The following is a 16827-nucleotide window of genomic DNA, read 5'->3' as shown; positions in this document are numbered from 1 at the left end:
ATTCACCCATATCTTGCCGCATCAGATCCGCTGATGCATTGATGCAGTGACCACAACAGTTTAATGAAGCGCGGTTTCTACACCATCATGGCGGCCCAGTTTTTCAGCTCGCTGGCTGATAACGCGCTGTTTGTGGCCGCCGTGGAGCTGCTGAAAACCAGCGGCGCGCCCAAATGGCAGCCGGCGGCGCTGGTGCCCATGTTTGCGCTCTTTTACGTGGTGTTAGCGCCTTTTGTGGGGGCTTTTGCCGATGCGCGCCCCAAGGGCAATGTCATGTTCGTCAGCAACGCCATCAAGGTGATCGGCTGCCTGATGATGCTGTTTGGCTCCCACCCGCTGCTGGCCTATGCCATTGTCGGGCTCGGGGCGGCGGCTTACTCCCCCGCCAAATACGGCATCCTCACCGAACTCCTGCCGGCTTCGCAGTTGGTCAAAGCCAACGGCTGGATCGAAGGCTTGACGATTTCGTCCATCATCCTCGGCGTTTTGCTGGGCGGCCAGCTGGTGGGCCATTCAGTGTCGTCGCTATTGCTTTCGTTTGACTTTCCCGTTTTCACGACCGGCATCGACACCGCCCCCGAAGCCGCAATTGCCGTGCTGATCCTGCTTTACATCATCGCGGCCTGGTTCAATACACGCATTCCCGACACCGGCGTGGAGATGCGGCCCATGCCGCGCAACAAGCTCGAGCTGCTGCCCGATTTCTGGAACTGCAACTCGGCGTTGTGGCGCGACAAGCTGGGCCAGATTTCCCTGGCAACCACCACCCTGTTTTGGGGCGTATCGGGTAATTTGCGCTATATCGTGCTGGCCTGGAGCGCGGCCGCCCTGGGTTACAGCACGACGCAGGCCTCCTCCCTGGTCGGTGTGGTCGCCATCGGCACCGCCGTCGGTGCCGTGCTGGCCTCCATGCGCATGCGGCTGGACCAGGCCACCAGCGTGATGCCGCTGGGCATTGCCATGGGCCTTCTGGTCATCCTGATGAACTTCATCGGCAATGTTTGGGTGGCCGCGCCTTTCCTGATCCTGCTGGGTGGCCTGGGCGGCTTCCTGGTAGTGCCCATGAACGCGCTGCTGCAGCACCGCGGCCACAACCTGATGGGCGCGGGCCGCTCGATCGCCGTGCAGAACTTCAACGAACAGGCCTGCATTTTGAGCCTGGGGGCTTTCTACAGCCTCTCCACCGGCATGGGCCTGTCGGCCTTTGGCGCCATCACAGCCTTTGGTGTCGTAGTGGCAGGCTTCATGTGGGTGATCCAGCGCTGGCACAAGCGCAACACCGTCAAATACAAAGAGCAGGTGGACCACCTGCTGAGCATCGCCCGCAGCGATAAATCGCACTGATGCCGGCCACTGCAAACCGTGCCGCCGTGCCAGGCGGCACGTCCAAAGCCGTTCTCGCACTGGTCCTCAACGCCCTTGTCTGGGGTGTGTCCTGGTGGCCGCTGCGCCAACTGCAGGGTCATGGCCTGCACCCCCTGTGGACCACGGCGCTGGTTTACGCGGTCGTGGTGACCGGTCTGCTGGTGCTGCGCCCCACCGCCTGGCGTGGTTTTGTAGCGCACCCCCAGCTGTGGTTCCTGGCTGCGGCTTCGGGACTCACCAATGTCGGCTTCAACTGGGCGGTGACGGTAGGCGACGTGGTGCGCGTGGTGCTGCTGTTTTACCTGATGCCGGCCTGGTCGGTGCTGGTGGCCTGGGTCATGCTGGGTGAAAAGCCCTCGGCCGCCTCGCTGCTGCGCCTCTTGCTGGCCATGACGGGCGTGTTGATCGTGCTCAAGTCGCCCGACTCGCCCTGGCCCATCCCCCAAGGCGGCGCCGACTGGCTGGCCATCATGGGCGGCTTCAGTTTTGCGGTGACCAACGCCGTACTGCGCAAATACAACCACACCCCCAGCGAGTCACGCATGCTGGCCATGTTTGGCGGCAGCGGCCTGATGGCGGCAGCAGCGGCGCTGATGGGTATGTCGCAGGCCCTGGTGCCCGCACCGGCGCTGGCGCTGGCCGGCGTCCCGGTGGTGTTGGGGCTGGCGCTGGCCTTCATGGCCAGCAACGCCGGCCTGCAGTACGGCGCGGCGCGGCTGGCGGCAGGCACCACCGCCATCGTGATGTTGACCGAGATCCTCTTTGCGAGCCTCTCGTCGGCTGCGATGGGCGCTGCCGAACTGACTCCTCGCGTGCTGCTGGGTGGCAGCCTGATCGTGCTGGCTGCTGTACTGGCGGCGACAGCACCGTCGTCTTCGAATGGCGCAAAATCGCACTAAGGAACAATCCTCACGCTTTCCGATAGCGATTCACAAGGAGACACACCATGGGCGCAGAAAAAACGGTTTACGACTTCCAGGCCAAAGACATCACGGGCAAGGATGTTGCACTGGGCGCCTTCAAAGGCAAAGTCATGCTCATCGTCAACACGGCCAGCAAATGCGGTTTTACCCCGCAGTTCGCGGGACTGGAAGAGCTGTATAAACAGTATGCTGGCAAAGGCCTGGCGGTCCTGGGTTTTCCCAGCAACCAGTTTCTCTCGCAAGACCCCGGTAGCGACGACCAGATCGCCGAGTTCTGCCAGGTCAACTACGGCGTGAGTTTCCCCATGATGTCCAAGATCGACGTCAACGGCCCCGCCGCCCACCCGCTTTATCAGTGGCTGTCGGCCGAGGCGCCCGGCCTGCTGGGCATCAGGTCCATCAAATGGAACTTCACCAAGTTCCTGGTCGGCAAGGACGGGAAAGTCATACGGCGTTATGCGCCCAGCGACAAGCCGGCAGACCTGGCCAAGGACATCGAGGCTGCGCTAGCGGCCTGAGCCGCCAGCGCCCCACATCAAGGGGGTTTGGGGCCGGCTTTGACAGCGCGCAAATAATCCGCCAGCGTACGGCCGGCCTCATGGCCAATGCGCTCGTCCAGCACGTCGATCGCGGCCATGCGGTCCACGCGAAAGTTGCGGAAGTCCTGCCGCGCTTCGCACCAGGCGCCCAGCGTCCACACGCTGCCCCAGTAAAAACAGCCCAGCGGCCAGAGCACACGCCGGCTTTCACGCCCGGCCGCATCGAGGTAGCGCAGGCCCACCTTGCAGTGCGCATGAATCGCCTCACGCAAAAGCTGCAGGCGGCGCTGCGTGGCCTCATCGGGATTGATCACCACCGCATACAGCGGCACACCTTCGGCCGCCGTGCGCGCCGCGGGCGGCAGCACCGAAAAAATCTTGCTCCAGGCGGCCTCCGCATCACCCGCCATGGCCGGGTCCAGCCAGGCCTGCGCCAGGCGCACCGACGCGGCCAGCGCATTGGCTTCCTTTTGCGTGAACATCAGTGGCGGTAAATCAAAACCAGCGCCCAGCCGATAACCCACGCCGGCCTCGCCCTCGATCGGCACACCCTGGTGCTGCAGGTCCGCCACGTCACGGTAAATCGTGCGCTCGGAAACCTCGAGCCGCTTGGCGAGGAATTCCGCGGTGCTCAGGCGGCGGCCGCGAATCAGCTGGACGAGGTGGAAGAGGCGGTCGGCGCGGCGCATGGTTTGCAGATGATAGGGGAGCGCCCACCCGGCTATAGTGCAACCCGTGATCACCATGCAACTGCTTCTTCAAATTCTCGCTTGCGTCGCAATCGTGGCAACCCTGATGATCGCGCCCATCGCATGGTTCCGCATGGTGCGAGCCCAGACGCAGTCGGTCTATTGGAAGAACATGGCGCTCTTTGTGGCGCCTATGCTGTTGACCTTACTCCTGGCCAAGGCTTCCGGGCTCATACCGGAAGCCTCAGCACCGCCATCCACGATCCCGACGGCTGAGGATGTCCTGGCAAGCATGCCACCCGGTCAACTGATCCTGCTCTCGCTAATAGCGGTGCTCTGGGTCGGCGGCGGAAATTTGCTGCTCTATCTGAACCGCAGGCGGCTCGGGAAGAAGTGGTGGCAGGCCCTGAACCCATTCGATCCTCCGTTCAAGGATTTCAACACCGCTGAGTGGCTGGCGCTGGGAGGCCTTGTGGCCGGCTCACTTACTCTTGGAGTGCTTGCTGTTTCGTATGGTCGCGGGGCCTGGTAACCGATCTTCCATGCATAAGCTCGCTTGCCTGATCGCCGCAATGCTGGCGACCATGTCCGTCCAAGCCCTTGCCGCCGACAGCCAATGCTTCGGCACGGTCAGCAAGGGCCGCATCGAAGGCAGCGTCAAGCTACCGACCAGCGGCCCCAACTTCTCGGCGTACAGCGCGATGGCCGCCACGGCAGGCCGCACGCATGTGCATGCCAAGGTCGCGGACGTCATCACCGCGTCCTACGCGGCGCTCCACGCCACCAGCCCATCGACCACCTATGTCTATGGCGAAACGGGCTGGCCTTCCGGCGGGCGTTTCCGGCCGCACCGTACGCATCAGAACGGCCTGTCCGTGGACTTCTTTGTGCCAGTCCGCGACGCGCAGGGAAAGTCCGTGCCGCTACCAAGCAGCATCGGCAACCGCTTCGGCTATGACCTTGAGTTCAATGCCGACGCCCGGTACGGCGAGTACGTCATCGACTTCCCCGCGACCGCCGAGCACCTGTACCAGTTGCACATGGCCGCGAAGGCGCGTGGCGTCGGCATTGCCTTGGTCATCTTTGACGCACCGTTTTTGCCCCGGCTGTTCGCCACGCCGCGCGGCCCCTACCTGAAGCAGAACCTGAACTTCATGAAAGGCAAGCCCTGGGTTCGCCACGACGAGCATTACCACGTGGACTTCGCCATTCCGTGCAAATCCGGCGCAGGCTAGCAAAACGGCGGCTGGCGCAGAGCGGCAAGCGTCATAGGCACTGGACACAACTTCCAATATGATGGAAAATAAATTCCACCATGACAGAAGCCCCTTCCGGCCTGAACCAGCGCATCGCCGAGCGCGTGCGCGAGCTGCGCGCCGCCAAAAGCCTGTCGCTTGACGCGCTGGCCGCCAAAAGCGGTGTGAGCCGCTCCATGATTTCGCTGATAGAGCGCGGCGAAAGCAGCCCCACCGCCGTGGTGCTGGAGCGGCTGGCCACCGGTCTGGGCGTGATGCTGGCCTCGCTGTTCGATGCGCCCGCCGCCCAGGCGCCCGCCAGCCCGGTGGCGCGCCACGCTGAGCAACTGCAGTGGCAGGACCCGGCTTCGGGCTACCTGCGGCGCAACATCTCGCCGCCCGGCGTGCCGCAGCCCATGCAGATCGTCGAAGTGCATTTCCCGCCGGGCGGGCGCGTGGCGTTTGAAACTGGCGTGCGCGATGCGCGTGTGCACCAGCAGGTGTGGATGCTCGAAGGTGCCATCGACATCACCATAGGCGACGAGCGCCACGCGCTGCGCGAGGGCGACTGCCTGGCCATGCAGCTGGACCGGCCCACCATGTTCCACAATCCCACGCGAAAGCCCGCGCGCTATGCGGTGGTGATCGCCACCGAAGCGGCTTGAACACCATGATGAACACCACACCCTGGTCGCTGCGGCGCCTTCCCGCCGTCACTGACGAACAGATTGCAGGACTGGTCGATGTGCTGATCGACTGCGTTGAAAGCGACGCCTCGGTGAGTTTTATGCACCCGCTGTCGCGCGAACGTGCCGCGGGCTTCTGGCGCGATGTGGCGCAAGGCGTTGCCGCGGGCGAGCGCGCGCTGCTGGTCGCCGAGGATGCGCAAGGCATTTGCGGCACGGTGCAGCTGGTCCTGGCACAGCCCGAGAACCAGCCGCACCGCGCCGACCTGGCCAAGATGCTGGTGCACCGCCGCTGCCGGCGCCAGGGTCTGGGCGAGGCCTTGATGCGCACCGCCGAAAGCATGGCGCGCGACTGTGGCAAGACCTTGCTGGTGCTGGACACCGTGACCGGCGATAGCGGCGAGCGCCTGTACCAACGCCTGGGCTGGCAGCGCGTGGGCGTGATTCCCGGCTACGCGCTGTTGCCGCGCGGCGGCCTGGTTGGCACGACGGTGTTCTATCGCGAGCTGATCTGGTAACTAGGTAACTACAGGTCCGGGAACAGTGCCATGGGGCGCAGAGGCGCAGCTGCTGCACCAGCCGCCTCAAAGTCCAGCGCCGCGAGGTCCGCGCGCATGGCCCGCGCGACCAGCCGCATGTCGTGGTCGCTGACCTCGAACAGGCCGAAGCGAAACTTGTAGCCCCAGTGCTGGCGGCTTTCCACAAACTCGAACTCGTCCAGCCAGGGCAATATGGACACCTCCCGCGCGGCCGCATAGGTCACGTCGCGGCGGAAGGGCACGAAGCCGCCGCCCATGTCGAAGGCATACGGCTCGCCGGCCTGCACCACGCCGATGGAAACAAAGCGCTGGAATTTGTCTTTGCCGCTCATGGTCAGCGCGGGCGAGTAATAAGCCACGCGGTCCCCCGCCAGCACCTTTTTCAGCGGCCCACATTTGCCATGGCACACCTGCATGTAGCCAGCCCCCGGCGTTCCGCACCCGCGCCGCGCATGCTCGGCGCTCGCCACGGCTATCCAGTTCTTGCGGCCCATGGCGGTTCAGGCCAGGGCGTGCACGCCAACGCGGTTGCCGTCCAGGTCGGTGATGTGCGCAAAAAAACCCAGGCCGGGCGGCAGAGCCTGGCGCGGCAAGGCGACCTTGCCGCCGGCCTTGACGGCGCGCGCCAGTGCGGCATCCAGCGAAGGCGAAGCATCGAGGTAAATCAAGGTGCCGCCGGACGCCGGAGCTGGCGCTGTGGGGCCGGCCAGGATCGCGCCACCCACGCCCTCCTCCGCCTCGTAGGGAAACACCGCGCCTTCGGACGGGCCCATGGGCTCGCGGCGCATCTTGCACTCGAGTACGGCTTCGTAAAAGGCCTGGGCTTTGTCGAGTCGGGTGCTGGGGATTTCAAACCAGGTGATGGCGTTTTTCATGGGAGGCTCCTTGTGTTGAAGAAGCCTTGATGGTGCCGGGGGGCTACTGACAACGTGGTGTCAGGAGGGATGTTGGCCCCCACGCTTTTCACTTCGTGAGCCTACGGCGTTGCGCTGCCCCTTTCCTCACACAACGGGGCGCTGCGCCTGCGGCCCGGCAAAGCCGGTTCCGCGGCCCCGGCTGGCCTGGATATTCGCTCCCTTCAAGACGTCAGCGCGTCGTCCAGCACTTCAATCCAGTGCCGCACCGGCGTTGCCGTGCCGCTTTGCAGGTGCGTAATACAGCCGATGTTGGCTGAGATGATGGTTTCGGGTGCTGTGGCTTGCAGGTTGCCGAGCTTGCGATCGCGCAGTTGATACGCGATGTCGGGCTGCAGCACGGAGTAGGTGCCGGCCGAGCCACAGCACAGGTGCGATTCGCCGGCAGCCAGCTTCACGTCAAAACCCAACGCGCCCATGAGCGTCTCGACACCGCCGCGAAGCTGCTGGCCGTGCTGCAGCGTGCAGGGCGGATGAAACGCCAGCGTGCCGGCTTGCGCCGTGACCTTGCCCTGCAATTCACCGACCAGCTCCGGCATGAGCTCGCTGAGGTCGCGCGTCAACCCGCTGATGCGTGCGGCTTTGGCGGCGTAGGCGGGATCGTCCCTGAGGAGGTGGCCGTATTCCTTGACGGTGACGCCGCAGCCCGAGGCATTCATGACGATGGCCTCAACACCGGCGCCCTCGCCGGCTTCCACGTGCGGCCACCAGGCGTCGATGTTGCGCCGCATTTCATCCTTGCCGCCCTCCTGGTCGTTCAGGTGAAATTTGACGGCGCCGCAGCATCCGGCTTTTTGCGCCACCACCGTTTGTATGCCGGCCGCGTCGAGCACGCGCGCCGTGGCGGCATTGATGTTGGGCATCATGGCGGGCTGCACGCAGCCTTCGAGCAGAAGCATCTTGCGGGCGTGCTGGCGCGTGGGCCATGGGCCGGCGGCCTGCCTGGCCGGCACCTTGTTTTTGAGCGATGCGGGCAAGAGGCCGCGCACGGCCTGCCCGGCTTTCATGGCAGGCGCAAAAAGCGGCGACGGCAGGCCTTCCTTGAGCGCCCAGCGCAAGGCCTTTTCGCCGGCCGGGCGCGGCACGCGCTCGTCAACCAGCTTGCGGCCAATGTCCACCAGATGGCCGTATTCCACACCGCTGGGGCAGGTGCTTTCGCAGTTGCGGCAGGTGAGGCAGCGGTCCAGGTGCAGCTGGGTTTTGCGCGTGGGTGCTTCACCCTCCAGCACCTGCTTGATGAGGTAGATGCGTCCGCGCGGGCCGTCCAGCTCATCGCCCAGCAATTGGTAGGTGGGGCAGGTGGCCGTGCAAAAACCGCAATGCACACATTTGCGCAGGATGGCTTCGGCCTCCAGGCCGTCAGCGGTGTTTTTGAATTCGGGGGCGAGATGGGTTTGCATGGTGTCAGGGCCCTTCCTTCAGGGCCAGAGCGAGGGCCTTGCGCCGTGCAGCGCGCCGGAAATCCGCATACAGCGGCGGCAAGGACAAGGTCAACAGCATGAGGGCCAGGGGCACGACCCAGATGAAACCGACGTATTTGAAGCCGGCCGCACCGACCAGGCCGCCGGCGATGAACATGGCCAGCAAGGTGCCGAAGAGCCGCACCTTGATACGGTTGGCGCGCACACGGGACTCCATGGAGCTGGCGCTGCGGTTCCAGTAAAACATCTTGCCCAGCTCAATGCCGAGGTCGGTGATGACACCGGTCATATGCGTGGTGCGAATCTGCGAGGACGAGATTTTGCTGACCAGCGCGTTTTGCAGGCCCATGGTGAAGGCCAGCACCAGCACGGTCAGGGGCACGGCGAACGGCGTCTGCCGGTTCAGCGTTGCGCCAAGCAGGCCAAAGACCAGCAAAAGAACGGCCTCCAGCAACAGCGGCAGTGCGAATTCACTGCGAAGGTGGCGATGACGCGCCCAATTGACCAGCACGGCCGTCACAGCCGCCCCCAGGGTGAAGGCCAGCAAGGCACCCACCGCACCCAGCACCAGTGTCAGGTTGCCGAGGATGAGGTTGTCCGCCACGATGGAGACAAAGCCCGTCATGTGGGAGGTGTACATGCTGACCAGCAGGAAGCCGCCGGCATTGACAGCCCCGGCATTGAATGCAAGCACGCCGCCGAGCAGGCGGTTGATGGTGGGCGTGCGGTGCTGCCCGGTGAGATGGCGCAGGCGGCGCATGAGCTACCAGCCCGCCGCCATGCGGCCGCGGTTCAGGATTCCGGCGGGATCGAACTCGCGTTTGAGTTCCCGGTGGATCCGGTCCAGCGGTGGTTTTAATGCATCAAATCGGGCTGTAGCGCCCGATAGATGGGCGCCAGCAGCTATAAAAAGAGTAGCATGCCCGCCGGCTTGTGCGGCAGCCGCACGCAGTGCCTCCGCGTGCCCCGCGCCTGCCCGCACCCATCGCTGGGCGCCATGCCATTCCACCAGCGGCGAATCGGGCAGGGTCAAAACAGGCGCCGTTTGCGGCAATGACAGCCGCCACAAGTCCTGGTCGGCCTGGCGTGCCTGGAACCATGGGTGCTGCTGGTTGCGGCAGGCCTGCCAATAGCCGGCCGCTTCGGTGCCGCCTTGTTTCTCACCGCCCAGCACTTTGCAGGCGGCTTCGACGGCGGCGACAGCGCCGCGCAATCGCAGATAGAGCGTACCGACACCGGCCTCTTCGGACCAACAGCTCGCATTGAGCGGCAAGGGCCGGCCGCCCCAGGCGTTCAGCCAGTCAAGCGCCTGCGCCTGGCTGCATTCAAAACGCAGCGTGGCCTCGGCAGGTGCCACCGGCAGCACCTTGAGGCTCACTTCAGTGAGCACGCCCAAGGTACCCAAGGCACCCACCATGAGCCGTGAGACGTCATAACCCGCCACATTTTTCATGACCTGCCCGCCGAACGTGAGCAGCTGGCCGCGCCCATTGATGAGCTTGAGGCCGAGCATGTAATCACGCACCGCACCCACACTGGCGCGTGCCGGCCCGCTCAGGCCGCTGGCAACCATGCCGCCCACAGTGGCTTTTGTCCCTGAACCGTCGAAACGGGGCGGCTCGAAGGGGAGGCACTGGCCCTGGGCCGCCAGCAAGGCCTCGAGTTCGGCCAGCGGCGTGCCGGCGCGCGCAGTCACGACCAGTTCACTGGCTTCGTAGCTGATGACACCCGCGTACGGCGTCATGTCGAGGATGTCGCCTTGAAGGGATTGGCCGTAGAAGTCCTTGGTGCCGCCACCGCGAATACGCAGCGGCGTGCCGGCGGCAGCAGCGGCGCGTATCCGCCCGGTCAGGGAGTCCATCACATCATCGGTGTCTGAAGGCATGGCTGGATGGTACGTGGGTATCGCGCCTGGGGCGTTGATCTTTTTGCATGCCGCCTGTTCGGTTTTTTCAGAGGGCGAGGCTCAATCCTCGAAAAAATTCACCGGCAGGCCGGGCACATCCACCCGCATCGAAAACACGCCGCCAGACTCGGGATAGGCCTGCAGCTCGGCTGCCGGCCGGTTGTAGCATGCCGTGGTGATGTAAAGCGTTTGCAGGTCGTCGCCGCCAAAACACGGCATGGTCGGGCATTGCGCCGGCACGGGAATTTCAGCCAGCAACTCTCCTGCCGGCGACAGCTTGATAAGGCGCGCACCTTCAAACATGGCCACCCAGTAGTTGCCCTGGATATCCACCGCAGCGCCGTCGGGCCGCCCGCCATAGCCGGGCATGCCGAACTGCCAGCCGGCAGGTTTGCCCGGCCATTGGTGGAAAACGCGGCGGTTTGCCATGGCGTTGCTGTCGGCATCCCAGTCCCAGGCATGCGTGGTGTGCGTGGGGGTATCCGTCCAGTACACAGTTGCGGCGTCCGGCGACCACGCCAAGCCATTGGCGATGATGGCGCCGCCTGCCTTGCGCTCCACCACGGGCACGAGGCTGTTGCGGCAGTCGATGGAAAAAAGCTCGGCCACGGACTTGTCCCGTGGTTCGTACATCGTGCCGGCCCAGAAGCGGCCGCGGGGGTCGGCCTTGCCGTCGTTGAACCGCGTCGTGTTGGTGTCATGGCCGGCCCGCATGAGCTGCTGGAGCTCGGCGCCCCACTCGCGGGCGCGGTAAATGCCGTCGCGCAATGCGATCACCAGCCCGCTGCCTTGCCCCTGTGTACGGGCCGGCGCAATGCTGCCGGGCTCCGACGGCATGGGCCAGCTTTGCACCGTCCCCATAAAGACGTTGCAACGGTGAATCTGCCGGCCTGGAATGTCAACCCAATACAGCATTTGCTCGTCGGGATGCCAGAACGGCGATTCACCCAGTTCACTGGGTTGTGCAACAACGGTTTGCCATGTCATGCGGCGTTCCTTGAAAGGCTGAAAAGTGGATAGGCACCCAAGGTTAGCACCGGCAGGGCCACCGCCGGAAACGGCCACCGCAACCCCATCCTGGCGATCGTGCAACGCCCACAAGGCACGCGCCAAAAAAAACAGCCCACCGGCTTGCGCCAGCGGGCTGAACATCCAAAGGAGATACTCAATCAGGAGGCTGCCTGGGGCAGCCCGAATTCGTCTGACTATGAATTAACGGTTGTAGGCGGTCTCACCGTGCGAGGTGATGTCCAGGCCTTCGCGTTCGTCTTCTTCGCTGACGCGCAGGCCGATCGTGAGGTCAACCACCTTGTAGGCGATGAAGGAAACCACACCGGACCAGACGATGGTGATCAGCACGGCCTTGGCCTGGATCCAGACCTGGCCGGCGATCGTGTAAGCGTCAGGCGTCACGGCCGTGGCGGTCACCCAGTCACCCACGAAGCTTGGGCCGCCCAGGGCTGGCGAGTTGAAAACGCCGGTGAGCAACGCGCCCAGAATACCGCCCACGCCATGCACGCCGAACACGTCGAGCGAGTCGTCAGCGCCCAGCAGTTTCTTCAGGCCGTTCACACCCCAGAGACAGGCGAAGCCGGCGATCAGGCCGATGATCAGGCCGCCGCCGATGCCGACGTTGCCGGCTGCGGGCGTGATGGCCACCAGGCCGGCGACAGCGCCGGACGCTGCGCCCAGCATCGAAGCCTTGCCGCGCATCAGCGCTTCACCGACGCACCATGCCAGCACAGCGGCAGCGGTAGCACCCAGCGTATTGATGAAGGCCAGGGCGGCGAAGCCGTTGGCTTCCAGGGCGGAGCCGGCGTTGAAGCCGAACCAGCCCACCCACAGCAATGCGGCGCCAACCATGGTCAACGTGAGGCTGTGAGGGGCCATGGCTTCCTTGCCGTAGCCAATACGCTTGCCGATGCAGAAGGCGCCTACCAGGCCAGCGACAGCGGCGTTGATGTGCACCACGGTACCGCCCGCAAAATCCAGGGCGCCCATTTGCCAGATATAACCGCCCTTGGCGCTCATCGCGTCGGCGACTTCCTTGCCGGTGTAGGCGTCAGGGCCCATCCAGAACCAGACCATGTGGGCAATAGGTGCATAGCTGAAGGTGAACCAGATCGCCATGAACAGCAGCACTGCGGAGAACTTGATGCGTTCGGCAAAGGCGCCAACGATCAGCGCGCAGGTGATGCCGGCAAAAGTGGCCTGGAAGGCTGCGAACACGATCTCGGGGATCACGACACCCTTGCTGAAGGTGGCGCCATTGGCAAAGGTGCCCGCGACGTTGTCCCAGATGCCCTTCATGAAGAGCCGGTCGAAGCCGCCGAAGAAGGCGTTGCCTTCAGTGAAGGCCAGGCTGTAGCCATAGATAAACCACAGCACGACGATCATCGAGAACGTCACCATGACCTGCATCAGGACGGACAGCATGTTCTTGCTGCGGACCAGACCGCCGTAGAACAGCGCCAGGCCGGGCACGGTCATCATGATGACCAGCAGCGTGGAAACCATCATCCAGGCGGTATCACCTTTGTTGGGAACAGGCGCCGGTGCCGCGGCGGCAGCCGGTGCAGAGGCTGCAGCTGCAGCGGCGGGTGCTGTCGCTGCGGCAGGCGCGGCGGCAGAAGCAGCAGCTTCAGCCGGTTTGGCTTCTGCAGCGGAAGCAGCAGGTGCAGCTGCCGGGGCCTGCGCCATCACGGCGCCGGTCGTCAGCAGGCTCAATCCCAATACAAGGGAGGCAAGTAGTTTTTTCATGTCTATGTTCTCTTCGTTTTTTGGGTAAGCCTTACAGCGCTTCCTTGCCGGTTTCACCGGTACGGATGCGCACGACCTGCTCGAGGTTGTAAACAAAAACCTTGCCGTCGCCGATCTTGCCGGTGCGGGCGGCGCCCTCAACCGCTTCAATCACGCGATCCACCAGATCGTCGGAGACTGCTGCTTCGATCTTGACCTTGGGCAGAAAATCGACGACATACTCTGCACCGCGGTACAGCTCGGTATGGCCTTTCTGGCGGCCGAAGCCTTTGACTTCAGTCACAGTAATGCCTTGCACGCCAATGCCGGAAAGCGCTTCACGCACTTCGTCCAGCTTGAACGGTTTAATGATGGCCGTTACGAGTTTCATTTTCAGGTTTCCTCCAGGGATGAATAGGGAAGCAGCATCGTCAAGCACCACCTCAGCCGGATTAAGGCTTTTGTACGAGTCATTGCTGATGGAGTCTCCGTAGAAGCTCCAAAGGTTGGCAACTTGCGTGGACTTCTTAGCAGGTAACGTGCCAAAGACGCTTTGCATGGATGACCGGCCTGCCCCTGAACTTCGAGCGAACCTCCGCAAATTGCACTGGACAGGATGCACCAACAAAGTGCTCACAAACGCACAATTTTGGCGCATAAATCTGAAAAGGCATCATCAAGCCTGTCTTTAGTGCACGGCGTCTTCTGCAACGTTCGTTTCTGGGACGGCCAGCACCAGGAGATCGGCGGCGAGAATGCCATGGCGGATTCTGGTACTGACACAACCAGGCAAGGGCATGGGACGAAAGTGAGTGCCACTATCGGATGCAGCGAGGCACGCCTTTCTGGTGAACCGGCGGGTGGCTTCTCTCGCTAGGCGATACTCGTCTTACGTGAAGGTATGGTGCGCCTGCAACCCGGGATGGCCTCGGGTTCAGTTGTGATGCCGCCTCTGAGGGAGGAAGTTTCGAATGAGCTTGTCTTTAGTGCATAGCCGCGCCTTGTTGGGCCTGGAAGCAAGGCCGGTGCAGGTGGAGGTGCATCTTGCCAACGGTTTGCCCAGCTTTACGCTGGTCGGGCTTGCGGAAACGGAAGTCAAGGAAGCGCGTGAACGCGTGCGCTCGGCCATCCAGAACGCCGGACTGGAATTTCCCGCCAATAAACGCATTACGGTCAATCTGGCACCCGCCGACCTTCCCAAGGATTCCGGTCGGTTCGACCTGCCCATCGCGCTCGGTATCCTGGCGGCCAGCGGCCAGATCGACGCCCGCAAGCTGGAAGGCTATGAGTTCGCCGGTGAGTTGTCCCTGGGCGGCGACTTGCGACCCATTCGGGGAGCGCTTGCCATGAGCCTCGCCCTGGCGCGCCCGGCACGGCTTGCCGCCGAGAAATTGCCGAAGCTGGTTCTGCCAGAGGCCAGTGCCCAGGAAGCAGCGTTGGTCCCCGGCGCTGAAATCTTTCAGGCGCACCATTTGCTAGATGTGGTGAGGCAATTTTTGCCGGGCGACACCCCGACTGAAGCAGGGGAAGGCTGGTCTCGCGTCAAGCCGATCGTGCCTTCGGGGCAGTCCCCGTATCCCGATCTGGCCGACGTCAAAGGCCAGGCGGCGGCCCGACGCGCCCTGGAAATTGCCGCGACCGGCGGGCACAGCGTACTGATGATGGGCGCCCCAGGCTCCGGAAAATCCATGCTGGCACAGCGCTTTGCGGGCCTTCTGCCGGCCATGACCACCGAAGAAGCACTGGAAAGCGCAGCGGTAGCGTCATTGGGCGGCCGGTTCACGCTGGACAAATGGGCGATACGCCCCACCTGCGCGCCGCACCACACGGCCAGCGCCGTTGCGCTTGTCGGTGGTGGTTCCCCGCCGCGGCCTGGTGGGCATCACCATAAATACAGACATTGCGGATTGAACAAAATCAACCACTTACGCGTACTGTCTCCGAAGTTACGCTCTCTAAATTTTCATAGTTAAACATCATTGCTGCACGACCAAGCCTAATTGCAAGCACCTTCTAGGGGGAGGCCTTTGGACTGCCGTCAAAAAGCCCGCAATTGACTCTAGGTATTCTGATTTTTTGGGCGTGTTAGTCCTGCGCTAGCTCTCGTCCAATTAGAGGACCGAATTCAACATCTAATGTATGCAACAGCATACAAACTGGACCAAATGTCTATCATGGGCAACATTACTCGCTCCAGAGGCTCCACCATCAGCTGCTGCACGAAGTTTGGGTCTATCGCGTGCTGAACAAAATCACTCCTTGCGCATTTATATGGGACACCTGCGGCAAAAACTGAAGGTAGGGTCCGCGGCAATCCTGTCACATCAGGAAGAAAAATATTGATCGACTCTCGTCCGTATGGAGGCTGAAGAAGGGCTATGGTGAAGTGCAGCTCCTGCAGATGAAAGCCGACGGGTTTCGCTATTCATCCAGCAGAGACTCTCTGTTGGGCCCATCGTCTCCAGCGACGACGAGATTTTTTAGATTCGCAGTCCACATGAGTCGTCTTGGCGCCGGTTGACTCCACTCCTTCGGAGTTGAGCTGATCGGTCATTTCTGAAAACCTCGGCGGAGAACTGCCCTCCAGCTGGAAGGGTTCGCAAGAGTATGGCTGTGAGCCGCACTGTATTACCAGAGAGCTGAATCGCGGATGGAGTCCAAATGCCTGCGTTCCTGGCGCTGTCGGAACTTCAAGATAATGAGCGCGAGCATCACCCCGCCTGTTCCGCAGAGAATCAACTCCCACAGGCTGACGGGTCTGCCTAGAAGTGCGGTGCTGAAGACGAGCGCAGCAGCAATTGCCGTAAGCGCGCTAATAATAGGGATCGCTGTTTTACGCACGGTTAGAGATTGACGTTCTGAATCTTCTTACAAGCATACTTGGGCGAATTTGCCTTCGTCTCGGGAATTTTTACCATCTGAAACCAGCATCAATTGTTCTACAACGAATGGGTTGTTGATAAGGTTGACCATAACTCGCTATCGGAAATGGTATTGCTGCTGCCTCCTCTCTAAATAGAGTGCACCGTGTACTCACAGCTAGGCGATAGGGTGAGCATCTCGCGAATTGAGCTCGTGTCCTTGGAGCTAGACGGCGAGCGGTTCGTCGCGTATCTCGAACGGAGGACACCATGGGACTCTTGACCTTCAGCATCAACGTCACCCTGGACGGCTGCACTGCTCGATGGAAAGTTGGATTAAGGATGAACGAAAATCCACACGTTTTGTGCAGAAGTACTCTGAGACGTTAAGCGAGTTTCCCTTGAGACTTAACATGTCAAAATCTACATGAATCCACAATAGCAGGACGTGGCTTCGCTGCGAATGATGTTGGTCCGATCATCTTGGCGTTAAGCGACAAATCCTCCCGCGGAAGCATTTCATGCCCTTTGACTTTCCATCGTTTGCGCTGGTGATGTTCGTCATTTTTCACGGCGTTGCCTTTGGAGCCGGTTTGTACGAGCAGCGAGTCGTTGTTCCGCGCTGGATGGGAGTTTCTCCCGACGGCGCACGCTATCTTCATCCAGAGGCGATGCGAGCCGACGATTCCGGGCGCCGTTTCTGGGGCTTTGTCAGCACCGGACCCCTGAGTATTTTGACGCTCATCAATTGCTATTTTGCATTCGTGAGTACAGGGCCCGTTCGCACCCTTTGGCTCGCCGCATGTGCGGTGACGCTGGTCGAGCGAATATTCACATTCGCCTTTTTTATTCCCAAAGCAATAGGGCTCATGCGCGGCGATGCCTTGCCGACTGTGATAGCCCTGCACACCGCAGCAAAATGGCGATCACTCAACTGGCTCCGCTTGCTGCTTTCGCTTGCAGGTTGGCTGCTCGCGCTTCTTGCGTACGGCGCTCGCTGATCCCATCCA

The 16827-nt window shown here is 62.4% G+C and carries 17 protein-coding genes and 1 pseudogene; 9 read left to right on the top strand and 9 right to left on the bottom strand.

What is annotated here, in order from left to right; genetic code table 11:
* Positions 1–63 precede the first annotated feature (63 nt).
* From lplT to AC1D1J_RS17035, 3 genes are read left to right on the top strand one after another with little or no spacing between them, the layout of a single operon-like run.
* Complete coding sequence (gene lplT / locus AC1D1J_RS17045) at positions 64–1344, top strand: lysophospholipid transporter LplT (protein ID WP_477687734.1); 1281 nt, start codon at positions 64–66, stop codon at positions 1342–1344.
* Positions 1344–2264, top strand: coding sequence for a DMT family transporter (locus AC1D1J_RS17040; RefSeq protein WP_477687733.1), 921 nt, complete (start codon positions 1344–1346; stop codon positions 2262–2264). Before lplT ends, AC1D1J_RS17040 begins: the two co-directional genes overlap by 1 nt.
* 47 nt (positions 2265–2311) lie before the next feature.
* Entirely contained in the window at positions 2312–2806 is a 495-nt protein-coding gene (locus tag AC1D1J_RS17035; protein ID WP_477687732.1) for a glutathione peroxidase, read from the top strand.
* Between the two features lie 17 nt (positions 2807–2823).
* On the opposite strand, the gene AC1D1J_RS17030 is transcribed toward AC1D1J_RS17035, so the two are convergent.
* Positions 2824–3516, bottom strand: coding sequence for a helix-turn-helix transcriptional regulator (locus AC1D1J_RS17030; RefSeq protein ID WP_477687731.1), 693 nt, complete (start codon positions 3514–3516; stop codon positions 2824–2826).
* Between the two features lie 55 nt (positions 3517–3571).
* On the opposite strand from AC1D1J_RS17030, the gene AC1D1J_RS17025 reads away from it, so the two are divergent.
* From AC1D1J_RS17025 to AC1D1J_RS17010, 4 genes are all read left to right on the top strand, one after another.
* Positions 3572–4048 carry a hypothetical protein gene (locus tag AC1D1J_RS17025; protein WP_477687730.1) on the top strand — a complete coding sequence of 159 codons (477 nt, stop codon included), beginning with the start codon at positions 3572–3574 and terminating at the stop codon, positions 4046–4048.
* A 10-nt stretch (positions 4049–4058) separates the two neighbouring features.
* Positions 4059–4751, top strand: coding sequence for a penicillin-insensitive murein endopeptidase (locus tag AC1D1J_RS17020; RefSeq protein WP_477687729.1), 693 nt, complete (start codon positions 4059–4061; stop codon positions 4749–4751).
* A gap of 80 nt (positions 4752–4831) precedes the next feature.
* On the top strand, positions 4832–5416 hold the full coding sequence (locus tag AC1D1J_RS17015) for a helix-turn-helix domain-containing protein (RefSeq protein WP_477687728.1): 585 nt from the start codon (positions 4832–4834) through the stop codon (positions 5414–5416).
* Positions 5417–5421: 5 nt separating this feature from the next.
* Positions 5422–5955 carry an N-acetyltransferase family protein gene (locus AC1D1J_RS17010; RefSeq protein WP_477687727.1) on the top strand — a complete coding sequence of 178 codons (534 nt, stop codon included), beginning with the start codon at positions 5422–5424 and terminating at the stop codon, positions 5953–5955.
* Between the two features lie 8 nt (positions 5956–5963).
* Here the strand turns inward: AC1D1J_RS17010 and AC1D1J_RS17005 are convergent, their stop codons facing one another.
* From AC1D1J_RS17005 to glnK, 8 genes are all read right to left on the bottom strand, one after another.
* Positions 5964–6470, bottom strand: a complete 507-nt coding sequence (locus tag AC1D1J_RS17005) for an EVE domain-containing protein (RefSeq protein WP_477695344.1) — start codon at positions 6468–6470, stop codon at positions 5964–5966.
* Positions 6471–6476: 6 nt separating this feature from the next.
* Positions 6477–6851: a VOC family protein gene (locus tag AC1D1J_RS17000; RefSeq protein WP_477687725.1), complete on the bottom strand. Its 375-nt coding sequence runs from the start codon at positions 6849–6851 to the stop codon at positions 6477–6479.
* Between the two features lie 203 nt (positions 6852–7054).
* Positions 7055–8290, bottom strand: coding sequence for a glycolate oxidase subunit GlcF (gene glcF / locus AC1D1J_RS16995; RefSeq protein ID WP_477695343.1), 1236 nt, complete (start codon positions 8288–8290; stop codon positions 7055–7057).
* 4 nt (positions 8291–8294) lie between these two features.
* The gene (locus tag AC1D1J_RS16990) at positions 8295–9071 is read right to left on the bottom strand and encodes a YoaK family protein (RefSeq protein ID WP_477651301.1); all 777 of its coding nucleotides are present in this window, start codon (positions 9069–9071) and stop codon (positions 8295–8297) included.
* A 3-nt stretch (positions 9072–9074) separates the two neighbouring features.
* Entirely contained in the window at positions 9075–10196 is a 1122-nt protein-coding gene (glcE, locus tag AC1D1J_RS16985) for a glycolate oxidase subunit GlcE (RefSeq protein ID WP_477695342.1), read from the bottom strand.
* Positions 10197–10277: 81 nt separating this feature from the next.
* Positions 10278–11204 (bottom strand): SMP-30/gluconolactonase/LRE family protein, encoded by a 927-nt coding sequence (locus tag AC1D1J_RS16980; protein WP_477695341.1) that lies wholly within the window; start codon positions 11202–11204, stop codon positions 10278–10280.
* Positions 11205–11429: 225 nt separating this feature from the next.
* Positions 11430–12977: an ammonium transporter gene (locus AC1D1J_RS16975; RefSeq protein WP_477687721.1), complete on the bottom strand. Its 1548-nt coding sequence runs from the start codon at positions 12975–12977 to the stop codon at positions 11430–11432.
* Positions 12978–13008: 31 nt separating this feature from the next.
* Positions 13009–13347, bottom strand: coding sequence for a P-II family nitrogen regulator (glnK, locus tag AC1D1J_RS16970; protein WP_007873831.1), 339 nt, complete (start codon positions 13345–13347; stop codon positions 13009–13011).
* Positions 13348–13927: 580 nt separating this feature from the next.
* Here glnK and AC1D1J_RS16965 point away from each other — a divergent pair.
* Both AC1D1J_RS16965 and AC1D1J_RS16960 read left to right on the top strand, forming a co-directional pair.
* Positions 13928–14842, top strand: a pseudogene (locus tag AC1D1J_RS16965) (YifB family Mg chelatase-like AAA ATPase); the annotation flags it as partial.
* Between the two features lie 1496 nt (positions 14843–16338).
* Positions 16339–16818, top strand: a complete 480-nt coding sequence (locus AC1D1J_RS16960; RefSeq protein WP_477695340.1) for a hypothetical protein — start codon at positions 16339–16341, stop codon at positions 16816–16818.
* Positions 16819–16827 lie beyond the last annotated feature (9 nt).

The sequence above is a fragment of the Polaromonas sp. P1_F8 genome (genome assembly GCF_056405635.1).
This window is presented reverse-complemented; position numbering and strand designations above follow the sequence as displayed.

Bases quoted from the DNA above. Each gene is read 5' to 3' on its own strand.
- lplT (WP_477687734.1), top strand. From the start codon at position 64: ATGAAGCGCGGTTTCTACACCATCATGGCGGCCCAGTTTTTCAGCTCG.
- AC1D1J_RS17040 (WP_477687733.1), top strand. From the start codon at position 1,344: ATGCCGGCCACTGCAAACCGTGCCGCCGTGCCAGGCGGCACGTCCAAA.
- AC1D1J_RS17035 (WP_477687732.1), top strand. From the start codon at position 2,312: ATGGGCGCAGAAAAAACGGTTTACGACTTCCAGGCCAAAGACATCACG.
- AC1D1J_RS17030 (WP_477687731.1), bottom strand. From the start codon at position 3,516: ATGCGCCGCGCCGACCGCCTCTTCCACCTCGTCCAGCTGATTCGCGGC.
- AC1D1J_RS17025 (WP_477687730.1), top strand. From the start codon at position 3,572: ATGCAACTGCTTCTTCAAATTCTCGCTTGCGTCGCAATCGTGGCAACC.
- AC1D1J_RS17020 (WP_477687729.1), top strand. From the start codon at position 4,059: ATGCATAAGCTCGCTTGCCTGATCGCCGCAATGCTGGCGACCATGTCC.
- AC1D1J_RS17015 (WP_477687728.1), top strand. From the start codon at position 4,832: ATGACAGAAGCCCCTTCCGGCCTGAACCAGCGCATCGCCGAGCGCGTG.
- AC1D1J_RS17010 (WP_477687727.1), top strand. From the start codon at position 5,422: ATGATGAACACCACACCCTGGTCGCTGCGGCGCCTTCCCGCCGTCACT.
- AC1D1J_RS17005 (WP_477695344.1), bottom strand. From the start codon at position 6,470: ATGGGCCGCAAGAACTGGATAGCCGTGGCGAGCGCCGAGCATGCGCGG.
- AC1D1J_RS17000 (WP_477687725.1), bottom strand. From the start codon at position 6,851: ATGAAAAACGCCATCACCTGGTTTGAAATCCCCAGCACCCGACTCGAC.
- glcF (WP_477695343.1), bottom strand. From the start codon at position 8,290: ATGCAAACCCATCTCGCCCCCGAATTCAAAAACACCGCTGACGGCCTG.
- AC1D1J_RS16990 (WP_477651301.1), bottom strand. From the start codon at position 9,071: ATGCGCCGCCTGCGCCATCTCACCGGGCAGCACCGCACGCCCACCATC.
- glcE (WP_477695342.1), bottom strand. From the start codon at position 10,196: ATGCCTTCAGACACCGATGATGTGATGGACTCCCTGACCGGGCGGATA.
- AC1D1J_RS16980 (WP_477695341.1), bottom strand. From the start codon at position 11,204: ATGACATGGCAAACCGTTGTTGCACAACCCAGTGAACTGGGTGAATCG.
- AC1D1J_RS16975 (WP_477687721.1), bottom strand. From the start codon at position 12,977: ATGAAAAAACTACTTGCCTCCCTTGTATTGGGATTGAGCCTGCTGACG.
- glnK (WP_007873831.1), bottom strand. From the start codon at position 13,347: ATGAAACTCGTAACGGCCATCATTAAACCGTTCAAGCTGGACGAAGTG.
- AC1D1J_RS16960 (WP_477695340.1), top strand. From the start codon at position 16,339: ATGCCCTTTGACTTTCCATCGTTTGCGCTGGTGATGTTCGTCATTTTT.